The 20969-nt window shown below is 36.1% G+C and carries 19 protein-coding genes; all 19 read left to right on the top strand.

Going from position 1 to position 20969, the window contains the following annotated elements:
- Nucleotides 1–279 precede the first annotated feature (279 nt).
- The 19 genes from BM183_RS09045 to BM183_RS08960 all read left to right on the top strand — a co-directional run bounded on the left by BM183_RS09045 (nucleotide 280) and on the right by BM183_RS08960 (nucleotide 20903).
- Nucleotides 280–1851: a UDP-N-acetylmuramoyl-tripeptide--D-alanyl-D-alanine ligase gene (locus tag BM183_RS09045; protein WP_091686279.1), complete on the top strand. Its 1572-nt coding sequence runs from the start codon at nucleotides 280–282 to the stop codon at nucleotides 1849–1851.
- A 21-nt stretch (nucleotides 1852–1872) separates the two neighbouring features.
- On the top strand, nucleotides 1873–4122 hold the full coding sequence (gene priA, locus BM183_RS09040; RefSeq protein WP_170847941.1) for a replication restart helicase PriA: 2250 nt from the start codon (nucleotides 1873–1875) through the stop codon (nucleotides 4120–4122).
- 24 nt (nucleotides 4123–4146) lie between these two features.
- Nucleotides 4147–4626: a peptide deformylase gene (def, locus tag BM183_RS09035; RefSeq protein WP_091686277.1), complete on the top strand. Its 480-nt coding sequence runs from the start codon at nucleotides 4147–4149 to the stop codon at nucleotides 4624–4626.
- A gap of 112 nt (nucleotides 4627–4738) precedes the next feature.
- Nucleotides 4739–5683 (top strand): methionyl-tRNA formyltransferase, encoded by a 945-nt coding sequence (gene fmt / locus BM183_RS09030; protein ID WP_091686275.1) that lies wholly within the window; start codon nucleotides 4739–4741, stop codon nucleotides 5681–5683.
- A gap of 15 nt (nucleotides 5684–5698) precedes the next feature.
- Nucleotides 5699–6403: a zinc metallopeptidase gene (locus BM183_RS09025; RefSeq protein WP_334292868.1), complete on the top strand. Its 705-nt coding sequence runs from the start codon at nucleotides 5699–5701 to the stop codon at nucleotides 6401–6403.
- Nucleotides 6396–6518 (top strand): hypothetical protein, encoded by a 123-nt coding sequence (locus tag BM183_RS21250; protein ID WP_276326328.1) that lies wholly within the window; start codon nucleotides 6396–6398, stop codon nucleotides 6516–6518. The genes BM183_RS09025 and BM183_RS21250 overlap by 8 nt, the downstream gene beginning before the upstream one ends.
- Before the next feature lies 1 nt (nucleotide 6519).
- Nucleotides 6520–7866, top strand: coding sequence for a 16S rRNA (cytosine(967)-C(5))-methyltransferase RsmB (rsmB, locus tag BM183_RS09020; RefSeq protein WP_091686271.1), 1347 nt, complete (start codon nucleotides 6520–6522; stop codon nucleotides 7864–7866).
- 3 nt (nucleotides 7867–7869) lie between these two features.
- On the top strand, nucleotides 7870–8928 hold the full coding sequence (gene rlmN, locus BM183_RS09015) for a dual-specificity RNA methyltransferase RlmN (protein ID WP_091686270.1): 1059 nt from the start codon (nucleotides 7870–7872) through the stop codon (nucleotides 8926–8928).
- Between the two features lie 77 nt (nucleotides 8929–9005).
- Nucleotides 9006–9728: a Stp1/IreP family PP2C-type Ser/Thr phosphatase gene (locus BM183_RS09010; protein ID WP_091686268.1), complete on the top strand. Its 723-nt coding sequence runs from the start codon at nucleotides 9006–9008 to the stop codon at nucleotides 9726–9728.
- A 15-nt stretch (nucleotides 9729–9743) separates the two neighbouring features.
- On the top strand, nucleotides 9744–11930 hold the full coding sequence (gene pknB, locus BM183_RS09005; protein ID WP_091686266.1) for a Stk1 family PASTA domain-containing Ser/Thr kinase: 2187 nt from the start codon (nucleotides 9744–9746) through the stop codon (nucleotides 11928–11930).
- On the top strand, nucleotides 11930–12808 hold the full coding sequence (gene rsgA / locus BM183_RS09000) for a ribosome small subunit-dependent GTPase A (protein ID WP_091686265.1): 879 nt from the start codon (nucleotides 11930–11932) through the stop codon (nucleotides 12806–12808). Before pknB ends, rsgA begins: the two co-directional genes overlap by 1 nt.
- A gap of 206 nt (nucleotides 12809–13014) precedes the next feature.
- The gene (gene rpe / locus BM183_RS08995; RefSeq protein WP_091686263.1) at nucleotides 13015–13674 is read left to right on the top strand and encodes a ribulose-phosphate 3-epimerase; all 660 of its coding nucleotides are present in this window, start codon (nucleotides 13015–13017) and stop codon (nucleotides 13672–13674) included.
- A gap of 85 nt (nucleotides 13675–13759) precedes the next feature.
- Nucleotides 13760–14428 (top strand): thiamine diphosphokinase, encoded by a 669-nt coding sequence (locus tag BM183_RS08990; protein WP_091686261.1) that lies wholly within the window; start codon nucleotides 13760–13762, stop codon nucleotides 14426–14428.
- Between the two features lie 120 nt (nucleotides 14429–14548).
- A complete protein-coding gene (ychF, locus tag BM183_RS08985) occupies nucleotides 14549–15646 on the top strand; it encodes a redox-regulated ATPase YchF (protein ID WP_091686380.1) in 1098 nt (365 codons plus the stop codon).
- A 17-nt stretch (nucleotides 15647–15663) separates the two neighbouring features.
- On the top strand, nucleotides 15664–16596 hold the full coding sequence (gene lgt, locus BM183_RS08980; protein ID WP_091686260.1) for a prolipoprotein diacylglyceryl transferase: 933 nt from the start codon (nucleotides 15664–15666) through the stop codon (nucleotides 16594–16596).
- Between the two features lie 244 nt (nucleotides 16597–16840).
- Nucleotides 16841–17269, top strand: coding sequence for a division/cell wall cluster transcriptional repressor MraZ (mraZ, locus tag BM183_RS08975; protein ID WP_091686258.1), 429 nt, complete (start codon nucleotides 16841–16843; stop codon nucleotides 17267–17269).
- Between the two features lie 31 nt (nucleotides 17270–17300).
- Nucleotides 17301–18254 (top strand): 16S rRNA (cytosine(1402)-N(4))-methyltransferase RsmH, encoded by a 954-nt coding sequence (rsmH, locus tag BM183_RS08970; RefSeq protein WP_091686377.1) that lies wholly within the window; start codon nucleotides 17301–17303, stop codon nucleotides 18252–18254.
- A 29-nt stretch (nucleotides 18255–18283) separates the two neighbouring features.
- Entirely contained in the window at nucleotides 18284–18799 is a 516-nt protein-coding gene (locus tag BM183_RS08965; protein ID WP_091686257.1) for a septum formation initiator family protein, read from the top strand.
- Nucleotides 18800–18809: 10 nt separating this feature from the next.
- Nucleotides 18810–20903 carry a peptidoglycan D,D-transpeptidase FtsI family protein gene (locus tag BM183_RS08960; RefSeq protein ID WP_242960947.1) on the top strand — a complete coding sequence of 698 codons (2094 nt, stop codon included), beginning with the start codon at nucleotides 18810–18812 and terminating at the stop codon, nucleotides 20901–20903.
- Nucleotides 20904–20969: the final 66 nt, after the last annotated feature.

Here is a 20969-nt window from a genome sequence, read left to right as displayed (position 1 = left end):
ATACTTTATTAAGAAGGTTTTACTCCCTATATATCTGCGGATATAACATTCTTAATAAAGTATACATAAAATACTGTTAGCAATGAAATATGACAGAATAATAAAGTATACATAAGATACTGTTAGTAATGGAATATGACATATTAATAAGTATACATAAGACACTGCCATCAATGAATTATTGGTATAAATGAAATGCTTTTTAAAACAAATAATTTTTAAGTAAAAGCTAATTGAATAAGATAATAATAATCCTATATTATAAAGGAAGATAATCATATGGAAGCATTAACAATAAAAGAGATTGCCCAAGGGGTAGGAGGCACTATATTAACCGGTGATGAAAATATGCAGATCACTAACGTAAGCACCAATTCCAAAAGGCTGGAAGCTGGCTCGCTGTTTGTTCCAATTATAGGTGAAAAAGTGGACGCACATGATTTTATACCGGATGCTTTTGAAAATGGCGCAACAGCCTGTTTTACCAGCAGACATAAAGAATTAACTAAGGATATGAACCAATCCATGGTTTATATTAGTGTAAAAGATACATTGGAAGCATTACAAGCGCTGGGTACTTACTATAGAAGCAAATTTAAAATTCCTGTAATCGGAATCACAGGCAGTGTAGGCAAAACTACAACGAAAGAAATGATAGCAGCGGCATTAGAAACCAGATATAAAGTCTTAAAGACAGAAGGTAATATGAATAGCCAGGTTGGTCTTCCGCTTATGATGCTAAGACTGGATTCCAGCTATGATATTGCAGTAATTGAAATGGGAATGAGTGAATTTGGTGAAATGGCTAGGCTTTCTAAGATAGCAAGACCGGAAGCTGCTGTTGTAACCAATATTGGTGTATCCCATATAGGACAGCTTAAGACAAGAGAAAATATCAGAAAAGAAAAGCTGAATATAATCAATTCTTTCCGTTCGGATTCCATATTATTTGTTAATGGAAATGATGATTTACTGAGTGAAGTTTATACTGCTTCCCATACACTGCAAGCCAGGAAGAATGGGGCAGGGGATGGGTTTGAAGAGATGAACAAAGAATATTCACAAAATCCTGTTATAATAGATTTAAGTCCTGAAACTTTAGAGAAGTTCTATCAGTCTAAAGTAATTGGATTTGGCACTGAAGGAATCTACGACTATTGGGCAGAAAATATCAGAACCAGCCAAGGTAAAACATATTTTACATTAAGAAAAACAAGGAAAGATAATAAAGAAAGTAAAGATGGCGATGCAGAATCAACGGCTGAAAACAGACCGGAGGGTGATGGCGAAGAGATCATTCTACAGGTTTTAGGAATTCATAATGTATATAATGCCTTAGTAGCTCTAGCCGTTAGTGAACATTATCATATACCTGTTTCTGTTGCCAAGGAAGGTTTGTACAACTACCAGCCTATTGCCATGAGGGGACAGATAAAAGATGTAAATCAGATTCGTATTATAGACGATTCCTACAACGCAAGTCCTGACTCCATGAAGAGCGGAATTCAGGTTCTCCTGGAGATGGAAAATATAACAAGGAGAATTGCGGTATTGGCAGATATATTAGAACTTGGAGATTTATCCTACCAGTGCCATTATGATGTTGGAACCTATATAGCAGAACAAAAAGTAGATGAAGTGGTTACGGTAGGTAAGGAAGCGGCATATATTGCAAAAGGAGTTCAGGATAAGAATTCTGGGATAGTGACCCATTCATTCTCTTCTAATCAGGAAGCTATTCAGTACTTAAATGGGCAATTAAAGCCAGGAGACGGAATGCTGGTAAAAGGTTCACGCTCTATGAGAACAGATGAAATCGTAAAGGCTATCATTGAAGAAAAAAGTAAGTAAATTTAAAGGCAGGTGATTGGTATGACAATGAAATATGCAGATATTATTGTTGACATTTCTCATGAGAATTTGGATCGGACATACCAATATTCTATACCTGTAGAATTAGCGGAGCAAGCCGTAATCGGTGCGTTGGCAGTTGTGCCCTTTGGAAAGGGAAACCGCCTGATAAAAGGTTATATCGTACAAGTGTCCAATGTACCAAAGTGGAGGGAAGATTTAATTAAACCTATATATCAAATTGTAGATGATGGCTTGGTTATTGAAAGCCAATTAATTCAATTAGCCTATTGGATTAAGGAAACTTTCGGTTCCACCATGAACGATGCCCTGAAAACAGTTATACCAGTTAAAAAATCAGTAAAAGCAAAGGAAAAGAAAACGGTCAAATTGGCGGTGCCCACAGAGAAGGCCAGTGAACATCTGAAACTATTTAAAGCCAAGAATAATAAAGGGAGAGTCCGGCTATTAGAAGAACTGATAGAAGAGGACGCTATTGATTATGATGTTGTTCTTCATAAATTAAACATAGCAAGAACCACCATACAAGATTTAGAAAAATTCGGAATCATTACTATAGAGGCAGAACGCTTATACCGAAATCCTATTCAAAAAGATGCCATGGATAAAGAACAGGTTCATCTGACAGAGGAACAACAAGGTATTGTGGATAGTATAATAAAAGAATACAGAAAAAACATACGGAATACTTACCTGATTCATGGTGTTACCGGCAGCGGTAAAACCGAAGTGTATATGGAGATTATTGCAGATGTTATTAAACAGGGTAAGCAGGTTATTATGCTGATTCCTGAGATAGCCCTTACTTATCAGACTGTAATGCGTTTTTACAAACGATTTGGTGACAGAATCTCTATTATGAATTCAAGATTGTCTCAAGGGGAAAGATACGATCAGTATTTACGAGCCAAAAAGGGAGACATTGATATTATGATTGGACCAAGATCGGCTTTATTTACCCCTTTTAGTAATCTTGGACTTATCATTATTGATGAAGAACATGAAGGTACTTATAAAAGTGAGAATCCACCAAAGTACCACGCAAGAGAGGTTGCTATAAAACGTGGACAATTATCTGATGCAAGTGTTATACTAGGCTCGGCAACACCTTCACTGGAATCTTATAAGAATGCTATAGAAGGAAAATATAAGCTGTTTACTCTACAATCCCGCATTGGTAAAAGCATTATGCCTAAGATTTGGATTGTGGATTTAAGGGAAGAATTAAAAAAGAGAAACAAATCTATTTTTAGTATAAAATTAAAGGAATTAGTAGAAGACAGATTAAGAAAAAATCAACAAATTATGTTGTTTATTAATAGAAGAGGATATGCAGGTTTTGTATCTTGTAGAAGCTGCGGCCATGTTATGAAATGTCCTCACTGTGACATATCACTAACGGCTCATAATAATGGCACATTGCTCTGCCATTATTGCGGTTATTCAGAAAAAGCACCTGTTAAGTGCCCAAGTTGCGGCTCTCCGTATATAGCAGCCTTTGGTACCGGAACACAAAAGGTAGAAGATATGGTAAAAAAAGAATTCCCAGGTGCCAGAGTGTTAAGAATGGATATGGATACCACGAAGAACAAAGACAGTCATGAGAAGATCCTTTCTGCTTTTGCCAATGGGGAAGCAGATATTCTGGTGGGAACCCAGATGATTGTTAAGGGGCATGATTTTCCTATGGTAACTTTAGTGGGAATCCTTGCGGCCGATCTTTCTTTATATGCCGCCGATTATCGTGCATCAGAGAGAACCTATCAACTTCTTGCCCAGGCTTCAGGAAGGGCAGGTCGTAGTCACCTGCCCGGTGAAGTGGTAATTCAAAGTTATCAACCGGATCACTATAGTATAAAATCAGCCAGTGAAGATGATTACTTAGGTTTTTATAAACAGGAAATGGCATATCGGGAATTATTAAAATATCCGCCGGCTGCACATATATTAGCAATACTGACTGCATCAAAGGATGAAAATAAGGCCTTGACAGCGGCAGAATTAATCAGCGGCGCTGCAAATGACTGGACTGCAAAGGAAGGGATCAGTGAGGAAGTTGTAATCATAGGACCCGCAGCCGCCTCTCTGGCAAAAGCAAATGATATATACCGGTTTATGATTTATATAAAAGGGTCTGATTATGATTTATTAGTTGCCATTAAGGATTATCTGGAAGGTTATATTAATTATTCAGAACATTTTAACGGCTGCAACGTACAATTTGATTTTAACCCTATGAATAGTTATTAATAAATTTTGAAAGGAATGAATACTATGGCAATAAGAAATATAAGATTAATTGGAGATACTGTATTAAATAAACAATCAAAAGAAGTTAAAGAAATGACACCTAAAATTAAAATATTAATAGAAGATATGTTAGATACCATGTATGACGCACTAGGTGTCGGATTGGCAGCTCCTCAAGTAGGAGTTTTAAAACGAATTGTGGTGATAGATGTATCTCCGGAAGGAGACAGCCCTATTGTACTAATTAATCCGGTTATACTAGAAACCAGTGGTGAACAAACCGGGGAAGAAGGATGCCTTAGCGTACCCGGAAAATCAGGTACCGTAACAAGACCTAATTATGTAAAAGTAAAAGCATTAAATGAGAACATGGAAGAAATTATTGTAGAAGGAACAGAACTTTTAGCCAGAGCTTTGCTTCATGAAAACGATCATTTAAATGGCGAATTATATGTAGACAAAGTAGTTGGGGAACTTCATAGTGTTAATAACGATGAAGAATAAAAAGGGATAGATAAAATATTAGCTGTAAAATATATGCTTAAGAAAAAGTAAATTGAAAAGTAACAGAAGAAAATAATCATTGTACTTACTTGAATGAAAGGAATGAAAGCGATTGAAAATAGTTTTTATGGGTACGCCGGAATTGGCAGCTACAATATTGGATACATTGATACAATCAGAACATGAGATTCTGGCGGTGGTAACACAGCCTGATAAACCCAAAGGAAGAGGTAAACAGGTGCAGTATCCGCCGGTAAAGGAACTTGCATTAGAACACCAGATTCCTGTTTATCAGCCTAATAAGGCAAAAGATGAGGACTTCATAAAGAAGTTAGAAGAAATTAATCCGGAATGTATTGTTGTGGCAGCTTATGGAAAGATTCTTCCAAAAACAATTATAGATTTCCCAAAGTATGGTTGTATTAATGTCCATGCTTCCCTGCTTCCCAAATACCGCGGGGCAGCGCCTATCCAATGGACCATAATAAATGGAGAAGAAAAAACAGGTATTACCATTATGTATATGGATGTGGGAATAGATACAGGAGATATGATTATGAAAGAAGAAGTAATCATAGAACCAAAAGAAACCGGAGGCAGTTTGCATGATAAACTGGCTGTATGCGGAGGCCGTTTACTAATAAAAGCACTTAAGGAGATAGAACATGGAACAGCAGTAAGAGAAAAGCAAAAAGATGAAGAATCTACTTATGTAAAAATGCTGGATAAATCCTTAGGGCACATTGATTTCAGCAATTCAGCCGCAGAGATTGAAAGACTAATCCGTGGACTGAATCCCTGGCCAAGTGCTTACACATTCTTAGATGGTAAAACATTAAAGATTTGGGAGGCATCAGTAGAGCAGGGGTTATCAGAAAAAGCTGGCAATACCGGAAAACCTGGTGAAATCCTGGAAGTTACAAAAGATTCTATTATAGTTCAGACTGGTAACGGAAGATTAGTCCTTCATGAAGTACAACTGGAAGGAAAGAAACGAATGACAGTTGATGCTTTTATAAGAGGATTTGATCTTCAGGCAGGAAAGATTTTATCTTAAGATAAGGAGGAAAATATTATGTTTTATGGTTTTGGTTATTATGATCCAACAATAATATTAATTGTAATAGGAGTTGTATTATCTTTATTGGCTTCTTTAAAAGTAAAAACTACTTTTGCAAAATATTCTAAAGTTAGAAGCCTATCTGGTTTAACAGGAGCAGAGGCTGCAGAAAGAATTCTTCACTCTGCAGGTATTTATGATGTAACCATTAGACCAATCAGCGGCAATCTATCAGACCACTATGATCCAAGAGATAAGACATTGAAATTATCAGAAACGGTATACAACAATACCTCTGTTGCAGCTGTTGGTGTTGCCGCACATGAATGCGGACATGCTATTCAGCATAACAGAGGATATGTACCTCTTCGTATAAGAGGTGCTTTAGTACCTGTTGCAAATTTTGGTGCCAGTGTATCCTGGCCAATGATTTTAATTGGACTTTTTATGGGAGGTTCTCAAACCTTAATTAATTTAGGAATTATTATGTTTGCTTTGGCAGTATTATTCCAGTTGGTGACTTTGCCGGTAGAATTCAATGCTTCCAGAAGAGCAGTACAGATTGTAGATGAAACAGGAATCCTGCGTACGGAAGAAGTGAGACAAACAAGAAAAGTATTAAGTGCTGCGGCTTTGACCTATGTTGCCGGAGCAGCAGCCTCCATACTGCAATTGTTACGATTGGTTATATTATTTGGAGGAAGAGATCGTGACTAAAGACCAGGGTACAAGTGTGAAAATAAAATTTTCACAAGTGAATTGTGAAATTCCCTTTGCCAATATTATTGTGCTTGTACCCAAATTCGCAGGAATTGGAAGCATGGAGGATTAACATGAAAAATCCCAGGGAAATTGCATTAGATGCAGTAATGGATATTACGGGGAATCAACAATATACCCATAGGGTACTTAGTCAGATTTTAAAACAACATCAATCATTAGAAAAGCAAGACAGGTCTTTTATAACCAGAATATGCGAAGGTACTATAGAAAGACTGATAACAATTGACTATATTATTAATCAGTATTCCAGCATTAAAACAAATAAAATGAAACCATTAATAAGAAATCTGCTTAGAATTAGTGTTTATCAAATTAAATACATGGACCAGGTTCCGGATTCTGCTGTTTGTAATGAAGCAGTAAAATTAGCGAAAAAAAGAGGATTTCAAAGCTTAAGTGGATTTGTTAATGGAATTCTAAGAAATATCATACGAAACCCGGAAAAGGTATCTTTCCCACCGGAAGAGAAAGATCCGGCAGGCTATTTAAGTTTAAACTATTCCATGCCGGATTGGATAATCAAAGACTGGTTAAAACAATACGATGTCCAAACTGTAAAAGGCATATTAGAAACTACTTTAAGAGATAAAAAAACAACCATTCGTTGTAATCTGAATAAAGTGTCACCGGATGAATTAAAGAAAATGTTAGAAAATGAAGGAGTTTCTGTGGAATACGGAGCCTATTTATCCTATGCTTTCCGAATAGAAAACTACAACTATTTAAATGCCTTGAATGCCTTTAATAAAGGATATTTTCAAGTGCAGGATGAAAGTTCCATGTTAGTAGGTGCAGTTTCCGGTATTAAAGAAGGTGACGTAGTCATTGATGTATGTGCAGCTCCCGGTGGAAAATCCCTTCATGCAGCAGAATTGCTGCATTCTACCGGACAGGTTAGTTCCAGAGATGTTTCTGACTATAAAGTTAATTTTATAGTAGATAATATTAACCGCTTGGGTTATACCAATATAACAGCAAAAGTCCAGGATGCGTTAGTTTTGGATGAAGAAAGTATAGAGAAAGCTGATGTTTTATTAGCTGATCTTCCATGTTCCGGTTTGGGTATTATCGGGAAAAAGCCGGATATAAAATACAATGTTACAAAAGAAAAACAAAAAGAATTAGTTCGCTTACAAAGAGATATATTAGAAGTGGTTCATCAATATGTAAAAAAGGGTGGTACTTTTATTTACAGTTCCTGTACCATTAATCCGGAAGAAAACATAGAAAATGTACGTTGGTTTATGAAACAATATCATTTTAAAGCGGAAAGTTTAAATCCTTATCTTCCGGAAATACTCTGGAGTGATACAACAAAAGAGGGTTATTTGCAATTGATACCGGGAATTCATCAATGTGATGGATTTTTTATTGCCAGATTAAGGAGAGAACACTGACCAATGAATAAAATAGATATCAAATCCTTAGATTTTGAGGAGATGAAAAGCTTATTAGAGAAGCTGGGAGATAAACCATTCCGTGGAAAACAAATCTATGAATGGCTCCATGTGAAACTGGTAAGCAGTTTTGATGACATGACCAACATATCAAAACAATTAAGAGAACGGTTAAAAGAAGAATGTGAAATTACAGGTCTTTCTGAAATAAACAAATTGGTATCAAAAGATGGTGATACCAGCAAATTTTTATTCCGGTTATGTGATGACCGGGTGCTGGAAAGCGTTTTAATGAAATACCGTCATGGTAATTCGGTCTGCATCTCTTCACAGGTAGGCTGCAAAATGGGATGTACCTTTTGTGCTTCAACTATAGGTGGCTTTGAAAGAAATCTCACTCCTTCCGAGATGCTGGATCAGATTTATCAGATACAAAAGATTTCCGGTGAAAGAGTATCCAATGTGGTTGTTATGGGAACGGGAGAACCTTTGGACAATTTGGATAATTTGGTAAAATTTATTGGTATGTTAACCGATGAGCATGGGTTAAATATCAGTCAAAGAAATATTACGGTATCCACTTGTGGATTAGCGGATAATATAAAGGCTTTAGCAGATAAAGATCTGCAAATTACTCTGGCTATATCCCTTCATGCCCCAAACGACCAATTAAGGAAAGAAATTATGCCTATTGCCAATAGATATAGCATAGAATCTATTATGGAAGCCTGTCATTACTATTATGAAAAAACAGGACGAAGAATTACTTTTGAATATAGTCTGATTGAAGGGGTGAATGATTTACCTGGGCTTGCCAAGGAACTTTCTCATTTAGTAAAGGGCTTAAACTGCCACATAAATTTGATTCCTATTAATCCAATAAAAGAGCGGAATTATCGACAATCGGAGTCTAAAAATATTCTAAATTTCAAAAATATACTTGAAAAAAACAGAATAAATGTTACTATTAGAAGAGAAATGGGTACAGATATTGATGCCGCATGTGGCCAACTAAGGAAAAGTTATATGGATCAATCTTCTGATGTTAAAGTAATGAATTGATTTGGGGAAGTATATAGGTAAGCGAATCTGTTTCTTTAACAAGTAAAGCAAGCTTGGTATTCAGAAAAGAGGTATGTATGAGAGCATTTTCAATAACAGATATAGGAGAAAAACGACAGATTAATCAAGATTATGTTTTCTGTGAAGAAAACCCCGTTGGAGGTCTGCCTAATTTGTTTATTGTTGCTGATGGAATGGGGGGCCATAAAGCGGGGGATTACGCTTCACGATTTTGTGTGGAAGCCTTTACCGAGAATATTAAAAACAGTAAGCAAGATACTCACATTGGAATGATATCAGAAGCATTACAAAAGACCAATGATTCATTATTAAAAGAAGCTGAAGATAATAATGAATTAGAGGGAATGGGTACAACATTTGTTGCCGGAACAATATTAAAGGATGTACTATACGTAACTAATATTGGCGACAGCAGATTATATATTATTAATGAAGATATTAAACAAATTACAGTGGATCATTCCTTAGTTGAAGAAATGGTACAGACAGGTGAAATTGACAGGAAAGACATGCGTTTTCATCCCAATAAAAATATTATAACAAGAGCATTAGGAGCAAGTAAAAACGTAATACCTGATTATTTTGAAGTAAATCTGGAAACAGATGACACCATACTTATGTGTTCAGATGGTTTGTCCAATATGGTGGAGGATCATGAAATAATGGCTATAGTAAAGGAATATCCTGATAATCTACAGCTTGCAGCAAAAGAACTGGTAAAAAAGGCAAATGAGAATGGTGGAAAAGATAATATTTCCATTATTATTGTAAAACTGTAGAGAGAGGTGAAAAGAATGATTAAACCAGGAATGTTTATAAGTGACCGATACGAAATTATAGATAAAGTCGGATCAGGAGGTATGGCTGATGTTTATAAGGCAAAATGTCACAGACTTAACCGTTTTGTAGCCATAAAAATTCTGAAACCGGAATACAGTGATGATAAAAATTTTGTGATGAAATTTAGAGCAGAGGCTCAGTCAGTTGCAGGGTTATCCCATCCCAATATTGTAAATGTTTATGATGTTGGAAATGATAATAATCTACATTATATTGTTATGGAACTGGTGGAAGGTATCACTCTAAAGAATTTTATAGAAAGAAAAGGAAAGTTAGAAGTAAAAGAAGCAATTGGTATTGCAATTCAAATTGCCCTGGGAATGGAGGCAGCCCATGCCAATCATATTATTCATAGAGATATTAAGCCTCAGAACATAATTATTTCAAAAGAAGGAAAAGTAAAGGTTACCGATTTTGGGATTGCCAAAGCGACCACTTCCAATACCATTACTTCCAATGCAATGGGTTCCGTTCATTATTTATCTCCGGAGCAGGCAAGGGGTGGTTACAGTGATGAGAAAAGCGATATTTATTCCCTTGGTGTAACTATGTATGAAATGCTTTCCGGAAGAGTACCCTTTGCAGGAGATAATACCGTATCTGTTGCTCTTCTCCACATTCAGGGAGAGGCAGCATCACTAAGGGAAATAGATCCTAATATACCTCTTAGTGTAGATAAAATCGTGCAAAAATGTATGCAAAAGAAGCCAGAGAGGCGTTATCTTAGCGCTTCTGAATTAATTGCGGATTTAAAACGCTCCATTACCAATCCAAATGGTGATTTTGTCATAATTCCTGCTCCAATTGTAACGGATTCACCTACAATTAATATTTCTGAAGATGAGATGAATCATATTAAATCTGTTTCTAAAGGAGCCGGTCTGGGAATTAATGAAAATGAGGATACCATGCAGAATACAGACGGCCGCAGAACCAGAATCGATCGTCAGCCTGTACCTGTGCCTGTGGAAGAGGAAGAAGAATTAGATACTGTTGATCCCCGTATGGAGAAAATTACTTTAGTTGGAACTATTGCGGTGGCAGTTATTTTAGTTATTATCTTTATTTATATTAGTGTTAAATTTTTTAATTTATTTCCTAGCAAAGGTAATAAGGGCGGCCAGGATCCAATAGAGTCAACTTTAACACCAACACCTACGGAAGAATTAGAAGCAGAAGTTGGAACAGTTATCGTAACTTCTGTTGTGGGTTTAACTTTTGAAGATGCAGAAAAGAACCTAAAAGATCAAAGCGATAAGTTGCATGTTACCCGTAAGGAGGACTATTCCGATACCTATGAAGCAGGTTTCGTAATGGATCAATATCCGAAAAAAGGTGCAGAAATTCCTGCTGATGCAGAGGTTCAATTATTTGTAAGTGTGGGACCTGAAAGTTTTAAGTTAACCAATGTGTATGGCTTATCAGACCAGAAGGCCACCGAATTGTTAGAGAAGGCAGGTTTGATTGTTGAACATGATTTTACTTATAACGATGAAATTGAGGAAGGAAAAGTAATTGAAACAAATCCTGCAAGAGATACTCCAGTTGTAAAAGGTGATACAGTTACGATTATAGTAAGTAATGGACCTAAAAATGAACAGTCTGTTGTTCCTGATTTACTTGACCTTACTGAGGCTAATGCATTAACCAAACTGAAAGAAGCAGGTTTAACTTTAGGTAACGTAAGCAATGATAATTCAGATGTATATAAAGCTGGAAAAGTTATGTACCAGAATTATGAAGCAGGTAGTAAAGTGGCAAGTCAAACACCAATTGATATTACACTTAGCTTGGGGCCTAAAGCTGCTACACCTACTCCAGGACCGCAGCAATATATAGGTCAGATTACCATTACAGATAATCCATTCGATTATCCGGGCGAAAGTGGAATTATAGTAATAAATATGGAACAAGATGGAAAAACACGAAACCTTTTTAAAGGAGAAAAGTCTTACGAAAGTTTCCCGATTACCATACCTGATATTAAGAGTGAAAGTGGTTCCACCGGTACTGCTACCATGCTTGTGGGAAGAGATGCAGAACCAGGTGAACCAGGAGCAGTATCAGAAAATGGACGTCTGATTGTTTATGACGATTATGATACAATCTGGGCGATTGTATTTACACCGGTGGGACAATAATGCAGGGTAAAATTATAAAGGGAATTGCAGGATTTTATTATGTAAATATTGAAGGTTTTGGAATATACCAGTGCAAAGCAAAAGGTATATTCCGAAATCAGAAAATAAAGCCTCTTGTAGGAGATAATGTTTTAATTGATGTTATTGACGAAGGGAAAAAAGAAGGTAATATAAACGGGATTTTGGAACGTAAAAATGAATTAATACGTCCCAGTGTAGCAAATGTGGATCAGGCGGTGATCATATTTGCTGCAGCGGATCCTACTCCTAATTTAAACTTATTAGACCGTTTTTTAATACTGATGATGAGACAAGAGGTTGATGTAATAATCTGTTTTAATAAAGATGATATTGTTTCAGAAAATGAAATTATCAGATTAAAAGACATCTATAAGAATTGCGGATATCAGGTTATTTTTACCAGCGCCGTTATGAAGGAAGGCATAGATTCTTTGCAGGAACTTTTAGAAGGTAGAACAACAGTTGTAGCAGGGCCTTCCGGTGTTGGAAAATCTTCTATTATTAACTTGATTCAGCCGGAAGCCAATATGGAGACAGGAAATATAAGTGAAAAGATAAAAAGAGGAAAGCATACAACCAGGCATTCAGAACTGTTCTATGTAAGACCGGGGACGTATATTATGGATACTCCGGGTTTTAGTTCACTTTATATTAATGAAGTGGACAAGGAGGAGTTAAAAACTTATTTTCCTGAGTTTTACGAATATAATGAGGAATGCAGGTTTATCGGTTGTCAGCATCTAAGCGAACCGGACTGTGGGGTCAAAAGGGCATTAGAAGCAGGAAAGATAAGCCCTGTCCGTTATGAAAGCTATAAAATTCTCTATGAGGAATTAAAGAATATTAAAAAATATTAATGATAGTTGTAAGTATGACAAGCAAACTTCTTATACAGAAAATAAGGAAAGCATGAAAATAGTATTTCGGACTTAAGATTAAGGCAGTGTGACAAGCAGAGCTTGACATATGCAGGAAATGAAGAAAGTCTGAAGAAAACCGTTTCAGACTTAAGATTAAGGCAGTATGACAAGCAAGGCTTGTTATATGCAGGAAAGAGGAAAGTATGATTAAATTAGCGCCGTCTATTTTATCTGCAAATTTTGCAAACTTGGAAGAAGACATAAAACAGGTAGAACAAGCTGGGGCAGAGTATCTTCACATTGATGTTATGGATGGGGCATTTGTCCCAAGTATTTCATTTGGTGCTCCTGTTATGAAATGTATACGTCCAATATCAAAACTAGTTTTTGATGTTCATTTAATGGTGGAGGAACCCATCCGGTACATTGATGATTTTGTAAATGCAGGGGCAGATATTATTACTGTTCATGCAGAAGCATGCAAACATTTAAATAGAACCATTTCCAGAATTAAAGAGGCAGGAGTAAAAGCAGGAGTTTCTCTGAATCCTTCTACTTCTTTATCTGTGCTGGATTATTGTCTGGAAGATATTGATATGGTTCTGATCATGAGTGTGAATCCTGGCTTTGGAGGACAAAAATTTTTACCACTAGCTATAGATAAAATTAAAACCTTGAAAGAATTAATTCGTGTTAAAAACTTAAATGTTGACATTCAGGTAGATGGCGGAATTAATACAGATAATGTTTCGGAAATTATTGAGGCAGGCGGAAATGTTATCGTAGCAGGTACTGCAGTATTTGGCGGAGATATCATAAAGAATGTAAAGAACTTTAATGAAATTTTTTCAAAGTACCAATAAGGTAAAGTGAAATTCTCTCAAGGTTGAAAGGATTTCAGCGGTTGAAAATATTCAACCTGACCTTAGAAGGAGTATGGTTATATTTATGAAACAAAAACGAGTTTTAATATTAACCGGGGGTACTATATCTGTAGATTTTGCTAAGAAATTTTTGGAGAATCAAGAATTTGATACGGTCATTGCTGCAGACAGTGGGTTAAAATCCGTAGAAGCCCTTAATTTGCCGGTGGATTATATTTTAGGAGATTTTGATTCTGTACCTTCTGATATACTTGAACAATACCGTACTTATGCAAAAGAAAAACAGCATATTACCATGAAAAAGTATAATCCTGAGAAGGATGAAACGGATACGCAGATTGCCATTACGCTGGCAACAGAATTAGAAGCGGACGAAATTGTAATATTAGGTGCAACGGGGACTCGAATAGACCATATGCTTGCTAATATACATTTATTATATATACCATTAAAACAAAATAGAAAAGCTTGTATTATAGATGAACATAATAAGATATATCTGATTGATCAAAATACAACTCTTATAAAAGATAAGCTTTATGGATCTTATCTTTCTCTTTTGCCGCTTACAGAAACTGTTAAGCATGTTACTTTAGAAGGATTTAAATATCCATTGCTGAAGAGAACTTTACATGTTGGTGAAAGCATAGGGATCAGCAATGAGGTGGTAAGTCCGAAAGCTAATATTTTATTAGAATCAGGTATATTAGTTGTTGTTGAATCGAAAGATTAAATGCGGGAGGCAACTCCATTTATAATAGGAAAAGAAGACAAGGTAGAAAGAATAAAATTCTTTCTGCCGGAGATTTGTATTACGTACAGATTTCCAGACTTGAAAGGAGCAAGAACACATATGAAACTAGGAATCGTTGGTTTACCTAACGTAGGTAAGAGTACATTATTTAATTCACTAACAAAGGCAGGTGCAGAATCGGCCAATTATCCCTTTTGTACTATAGATCCTAATATTGGTATTGTAGCAGTACCAGATGATAGATTAAAAGTACTTGGAGATTTATATAATTCTGAAAAAGTAATTCCAGCTGCTATTGAATTTGTGGATATAGCCGGTTTGGTAAAGGGTGCTTCCAAAGGAGAAGGTCTTGGGAATCAGTTCTTGTCCAACATCAGAGAAGTAGATGCTATCGTTCATGTTGTAAGATGTTTTGAAGACAGTAATATTATTCATGTAGACGGTTCTATTAATCCTTTAAGGGATATTGAAACAATTAATTTAGAATTGATCTTTTCCGATATGGAAATATTAGAAAGAAGAATTGCAAGAACCTCTAAGGGTGCCAAAAATGACAAAGCACTTGCAAAGGAACTGGAATTATTAGAGCGTCTAAAGGGACATTTGGAATCCGGTAATATGGCAAAGAGTTTTAATACGGAGGATGAAGAAGAAATTGCATTGCTCAGCAGTTTCAACCTGTTAACTTATAAACCGGTAATCTATGCAGCAAATGTTATAGAAGATGATTTGGCAGATGAAGGTATAAACAATGAGCATGTTCAAAAGGTAAGAGAGTTTGCAAAGGAAGAAAAATCAGAAGTATTTGTTATATGTGCCCAGATTGAACAGGAGATTGCAGAGTTAGACGATGATGAGAAGAAAATGTTCCTAGAAGAACTTGGCCTGAAAGAATCCGGATTAGAAAAACTGATTCGTGCAAGTTATAATATTCTGGGACTTATCAGTTATTTAACGGCAGGACCAAAAGAAACAAAAGCCTGGACTATAACTAAAGGAACAAAAGCGCCCGGTGCAGCTGGCAAGATTCATTCCGATTTTGAACGAGGTTTCATTCGTGCTGAAATCGTAAGTTATAACCATTTAGTAGAATGCGGCAGTTTTAATGCTGCGAAAGATAAAGGCCTAGTTCGTTCAGAAGGTAAAGAATATGTTGTGCAAGACGGAGATGTTATTTTATTCCGATTTAACGTGTAGGAAAGTGGTGAATATAAATGATTTACAACGCAGCTACAAGTATTAAATTCCCAAACTTAGGGATCGAATTCAATAATGTAGGTTCCTCCATTGAGGTATTTGGATTTGAAATAGCGTTTTATGGAATTGTTATTGCACTGGGTATGGCAGCCGGTTATTTAGTAGCCCAATGGCAGGCAAAGCGAACCGGACAAAATCCAGATTTGTATTTGGACTTTGCATTGTATGCGATTATATTATCTGTTATCGGAGCAAGGTTGTTTTATGTAATATTTTCATGGGATGAATTTAAAGATGATCTTATTCAGATTTTAAATATCAGGCAGGGTGGCTTAGCAATCTATGGTGGTATTATAGTAGCTGTATTAACAGCCTGGATTTATACTAAGATAAAAAAGGTGTCCTTTGGTTTACTGGTGGATACGGCATGTCTTGGATTAATTACCGGACAGATCATAGGAAGATGGGGTAACTTCTTTAACCGCGAAGTATTCGGGAAGTACACTAACGGACTGTTTTCTATGTTGCTGGATCTCCGGGATGTTAGTTATGATTATACTGCTCCTGTATCTTACCTTACTGAAAAGTATGCCAATAAGCCCGATATGCTTAATCGTATTTTAGAGATTAGAAATAATCCGGTTGTAATAGATGGAATCAGTTATATTCAGGTTCATCCTACCTTCTTGTATGAATCTCTGTGGAATTTAGGGGTGCTTATTTTGCTGATATTATACTCAAAACACAAGAAATTTAATGGTGAAGTATTTCTATTATATTTAGTTGGATATGGATTAGGAAGGGCATGGATTGAAGGGATAAGATCAGACCAGCTATTCTTATGGGGTACTCCATTTGCAGTTTCACAAGTACTTTCAGCCCTTTTGGTAATTGCAGCTATGGCAATCATTATCATAAAAAGAAGGCAAGTGAGAAAGAATGTAAGATAGGTCTAAATTACTATCTTATAGTAAAACACAATAAATCGGTACATTTTGTGCTTATAGATATAAATAAGCTACATCTTGTATAAAATAAGTGGGGAATACAAGTTCCTGCCTATGATGGTAGAACTTGTATTTTTTTTTGTGTTTTTTTTACTTGATAAATTCCCAAAACTAAGATAAAATAGCATTATAAGTGGAGCAAAGTGGTTTGAAGTGGAGTGAAGTGGTGAATAAGGGGTGAAAATCCATGTTCATGGGTGAATACAATCATACGATTGATGCTAAAGGAAGAATAATTGTACCATCAAAGTTCAGAGAAGCCTTAGGGGATGAATTTGTTGTAACCGGGGGTTTAGATGGCTGCTTATTTGTATACCCTAATGATGAATGGATGGAATTCATTGCTCAACTGAAAAACCTTCCGGGAAGTAAAGACGCCCGACAATTGCAACGATATTTTATGGCAGGAGCTGCCAGTTGCGAAGTGGACAAGCAGGGAAGAATCTTAATTCCTAATAAGTTAAGGGAATCAGCTGCTTTAGAAAAAGATATTGTATTTGTTGGGGTATTAAACAAAATTGAAATCTGGAGCAAAGAAAGATGGGAGAGCAATAATGGTTATGGTGACATGGATCAAATTGCGGAACATATGTCTGAGCTTGGGTTAAGTTTTTAGGAGGTGCTTTGTGGACACTTTATCGGAAAATATTAATTTTAAACACAAATCAGTACTATTAGATGAAACTATTGAAATGTTAAATATAAAACCTAATGGCATATATGTTGACGGAACCTTAGGCGGAGCAGGTCATTCTTATGAAATATGCAAAGGTTTAGGTGATAAAGGACGATTAATAGGAATTGATCAGGATGAAGCTGCAATCTTAGCCGGTAGCAACAGATTAAAGGAATTTGGAGATAAGGTTACCATTGTTCGAAGCAACTACAGTAACATGAAAACCGTTCTTCTTGATTTAGGAATTCAAAAAGTAGATGGGATTCTATTAGATTTGGGAGTTTCTTCTTATCAGCTGGATACACCGGAGAGAGGTTTTTCTTATAAAGAAAATGCCCCGTTAGACATGCGGATGGATACCAGAAATGAAATAACTGCAAAAGATATTGTAAATAATTACAGCGAGCATGATTTATACCGTATTATCCGCGATTACGGTGAGGACAAATTTGCAAAGAATATTGCGAAACATATTGTAAGGGTCCGAGGGGAAAGACCAATTGAAACTACAGATGAATTAACGGAAGCAATTAAAGCGGCAATACCAATGAAAATACGAATGAATACAGGTCATCCCGCAAAGAAAACTTTTCAGGCTATTCGTATTGAATTGAATAAAGAATTAGAAGTATTAAGTAAATCATTAGATGATATGATTGAAATGTTAAATGATAAAGGAAGGCTTTGTATCATTACCTTCCATTCCTTAGAAGACAGAATAGTGAAAAGCAGTTTTAGAAAAAACGAAGATCCTTGTACATGCCCACCAAACTTTCCGGTATGTGTATGCGGTAATAGGTCTCAAGGTACTGTAATTACCAGAAAGCCTATTGCACCTTCGGAAGAAGAAGTTTTGAACAATAAAAGATCAAAAAGTTCTAAACTAAGAGTATTTGAGAAAAAAGTAGAGAATAATCTCAAGTGACAAAGAGATAGAAGCGGGGAGGATATTCCATGGAGGAAAGAAAGAGACGTAATTACAATCATAATATATACAGTATAGAAGGAAATGCAGCAAGAAAGTTGCAGGTGGTACCGGATTATCAGGAAGCACAAAGACCGGTCCGAAGACAAGAAACCAGAAGAAAAAGTCGAAAAAGACAAGAATTAAATACAGGTATGGATATTGTATCAATGCTTATTCTTACCTTTGCAATTGTTGTAACAGTATATATATGTTTGGAGTATCTAAGTGTACAATCCAATATTTCACAAATGAATAAGGATATTGTTAAACTGGAAAGCAATTTAATTAAAATAAAAAATGAAAATGCCTCTGCATTATCAGAAATTGAAACATCTCTGGATTTAAATTATATTTATGAAGTAGCAACCGAGGAATTAGGAATGGTATATCCCCGCGATAATCAAGTTATTGCATATGAAAGTAATTTAAGTGATTATGTAAGACAACATGGGGAAATTCCAGAAGTGGAAAAACCTACTTTAATTGATAAAATATTGAATTGAGGTGCAGAAATTGAATAGAAGAGCAAAAGAAAAGAAAAGAAAGTCTTTTACACCCAAAATGCAAGCAAAATTATTGCTTGTTTTTTGCGTTATAATCATTGCTCTAATTGCGTTGATTGGTAGACTGGTGTACTTAAATCGAAAAGATGGAGAAAAGTATGCTAAACGAGTTTTATCTCAGCAAACCTATACAAGCAGTACCATTCCTTATAGAAGGGGAAGTATTTTGGACCGTAAGGGAACGGTGTTAGCTGCCAGCCAAAAAGTATATCACTTGATTTTAGACGTGAAATACATGCTGAAAGAAAAAGAAGATAATCTGGAGCCGACCATTACAGCACTGGTAGATACCTATGACAGTTTATCCCGGAAAGAATTGATGGAAATTGTAAAAACAAAACCGGAAAGCCAGTATGTAAAGCTGCTTAAGAATCTGACTTATGACCAAATGACTGCAATGAAAAATAAAATAGAAGAAAAGGACAGCCATATTAAGGGCGTTTGGTTTGAAGAAGATTACATAAGAAGCTATCCTTACGACTCATTGGCAAGCCATGTCATTGGATTTACAGCCAGCGGAAATGTAGGGACCTGGGGTATTGAGCAATATTATAATGAAGAATTAAATGGGACAAACGGCAGAGAATATGGCTACATTGATTCGGAGCTGAATCTGGAACGCCATATAAAACCTGCGGTAAACGGGAATACCATAATTACTACAATTGATGCCAGTGTACAGGGCATTGTACAGAAACATGTAGATGCATTTAATGAAGAATATGGCAGTAAGAACATAGGTGTTCTTATTATGAATCCCAATAATGGTGAGATTTATGCAATGGTATCAAATAAAGCCTATGATTTGAATAACCCCACAGATTTGTCCTCCTTTTATACCAAAAAAGAAATTGAAGGGATGACAGAAGATGATAAGCTGGAAGCATTAAATAAGATATGGAGAAACTTTACCATAAATGACGCTTGGGAACCCGGTTCCACTTTTAAGCCGATAACAGTAGCTGCCGCATTGGAAGAAGGGCTGATATCTGCTGACGATACTTTCTTTTGCGATGGATATGAAAAGGTAGGGGGTTACACCATCAAATGCAGCAATCGTGCTGGGCATGGTACAATTACATTACAAGAAGCACTTATGAAATCCTGTAATGATGCATTGATGCAAATAGCAGCAAAAGAGGGAAAAAAACTATTTTATAATTATCAAACCTTTTTTGGGTTTGGAGAAAAAGTAGGAATTGATCTTCCTGGTGAAGCAAATGGTATCTTAATGCCTAAAAAGGACCGAGTTGATTCTGCCCTGGCAACCAATAGTTTTGGACAGAATTTTACTTCCACTATGGTACAGGTTGCAGCTGCTTATTCTTCTTTAATCAATGGCGGATATTTTTATCAGCCCCATGTGGCTAAAGAAATAATTAATGATCAGGGTGCAACGGTCAAAACCTTCGATAAAAATTTAATACGGAAAACAGTGTCAAAGGAAACATCGAATTTTATAAAAGAAGCCATGTTTCAGACTGTAGAGGCCGGAACTGCAAAGCATGCACAAGTACCCGGCTATACCGTAGGGGGAAAAACCGGTACGGCTGAAAAGTTACCGAGGGCGGATAAAACTTATATTGTGTCTTTCATTGGAAATGTTCCGGCAGATAATCCGGAAATTGTAATCTATGTTGTTATAGACGAAGCACAAAATGTAATTAAACAGGCAGATAGTTCTCTTGCAACAAAGCTGACCAGTCAAATATTAGCTGAAGTTCTTCCGTTTTTGGAAATTTACCCCTCCCATGATGATGTTTTTACGGATACAGAAGGTGGTACCGGAAGTAATTCCAATAGAGATTCGGAAAGTACTGCTAATGGGGCAAGTTCAGGGAATAATTCTAATGAAGAAGAAAATAGCGAAGAAAATAACGATTCATTGACTAATCAATCTAATGAAGGCAATAATACAGAAAGCGGGCAAGAATCAGAAACGAATTCTGGCGAAGCCGGTACCGGTACAGAAGAGGGGCCTGAAACATCAGACGAATCCTATCCGGATGTGCTATCTGGTTTAGGAGAGGAAACCGAAGAGTAAATCTATTTAATGTATTTGACAAAAGATTAATCATATCCTCATGAATGATGTAATAAAATAAAGCAA

The organism is Anaerocolumna aminovalerica (assembly GCF_900115365.1).
In the GTDB taxonomy this organism is placed as follows: domain Bacteria; phylum Bacillota; class Clostridia; order Lachnospirales; family Lachnospiraceae; genus Anaerocolumna; species Anaerocolumna aminovalerica.
The sequence above is the reverse complement of the archived record's forward strand: the minus strand, read 5'-3'. Positions and strand labels throughout refer to the sequence as shown.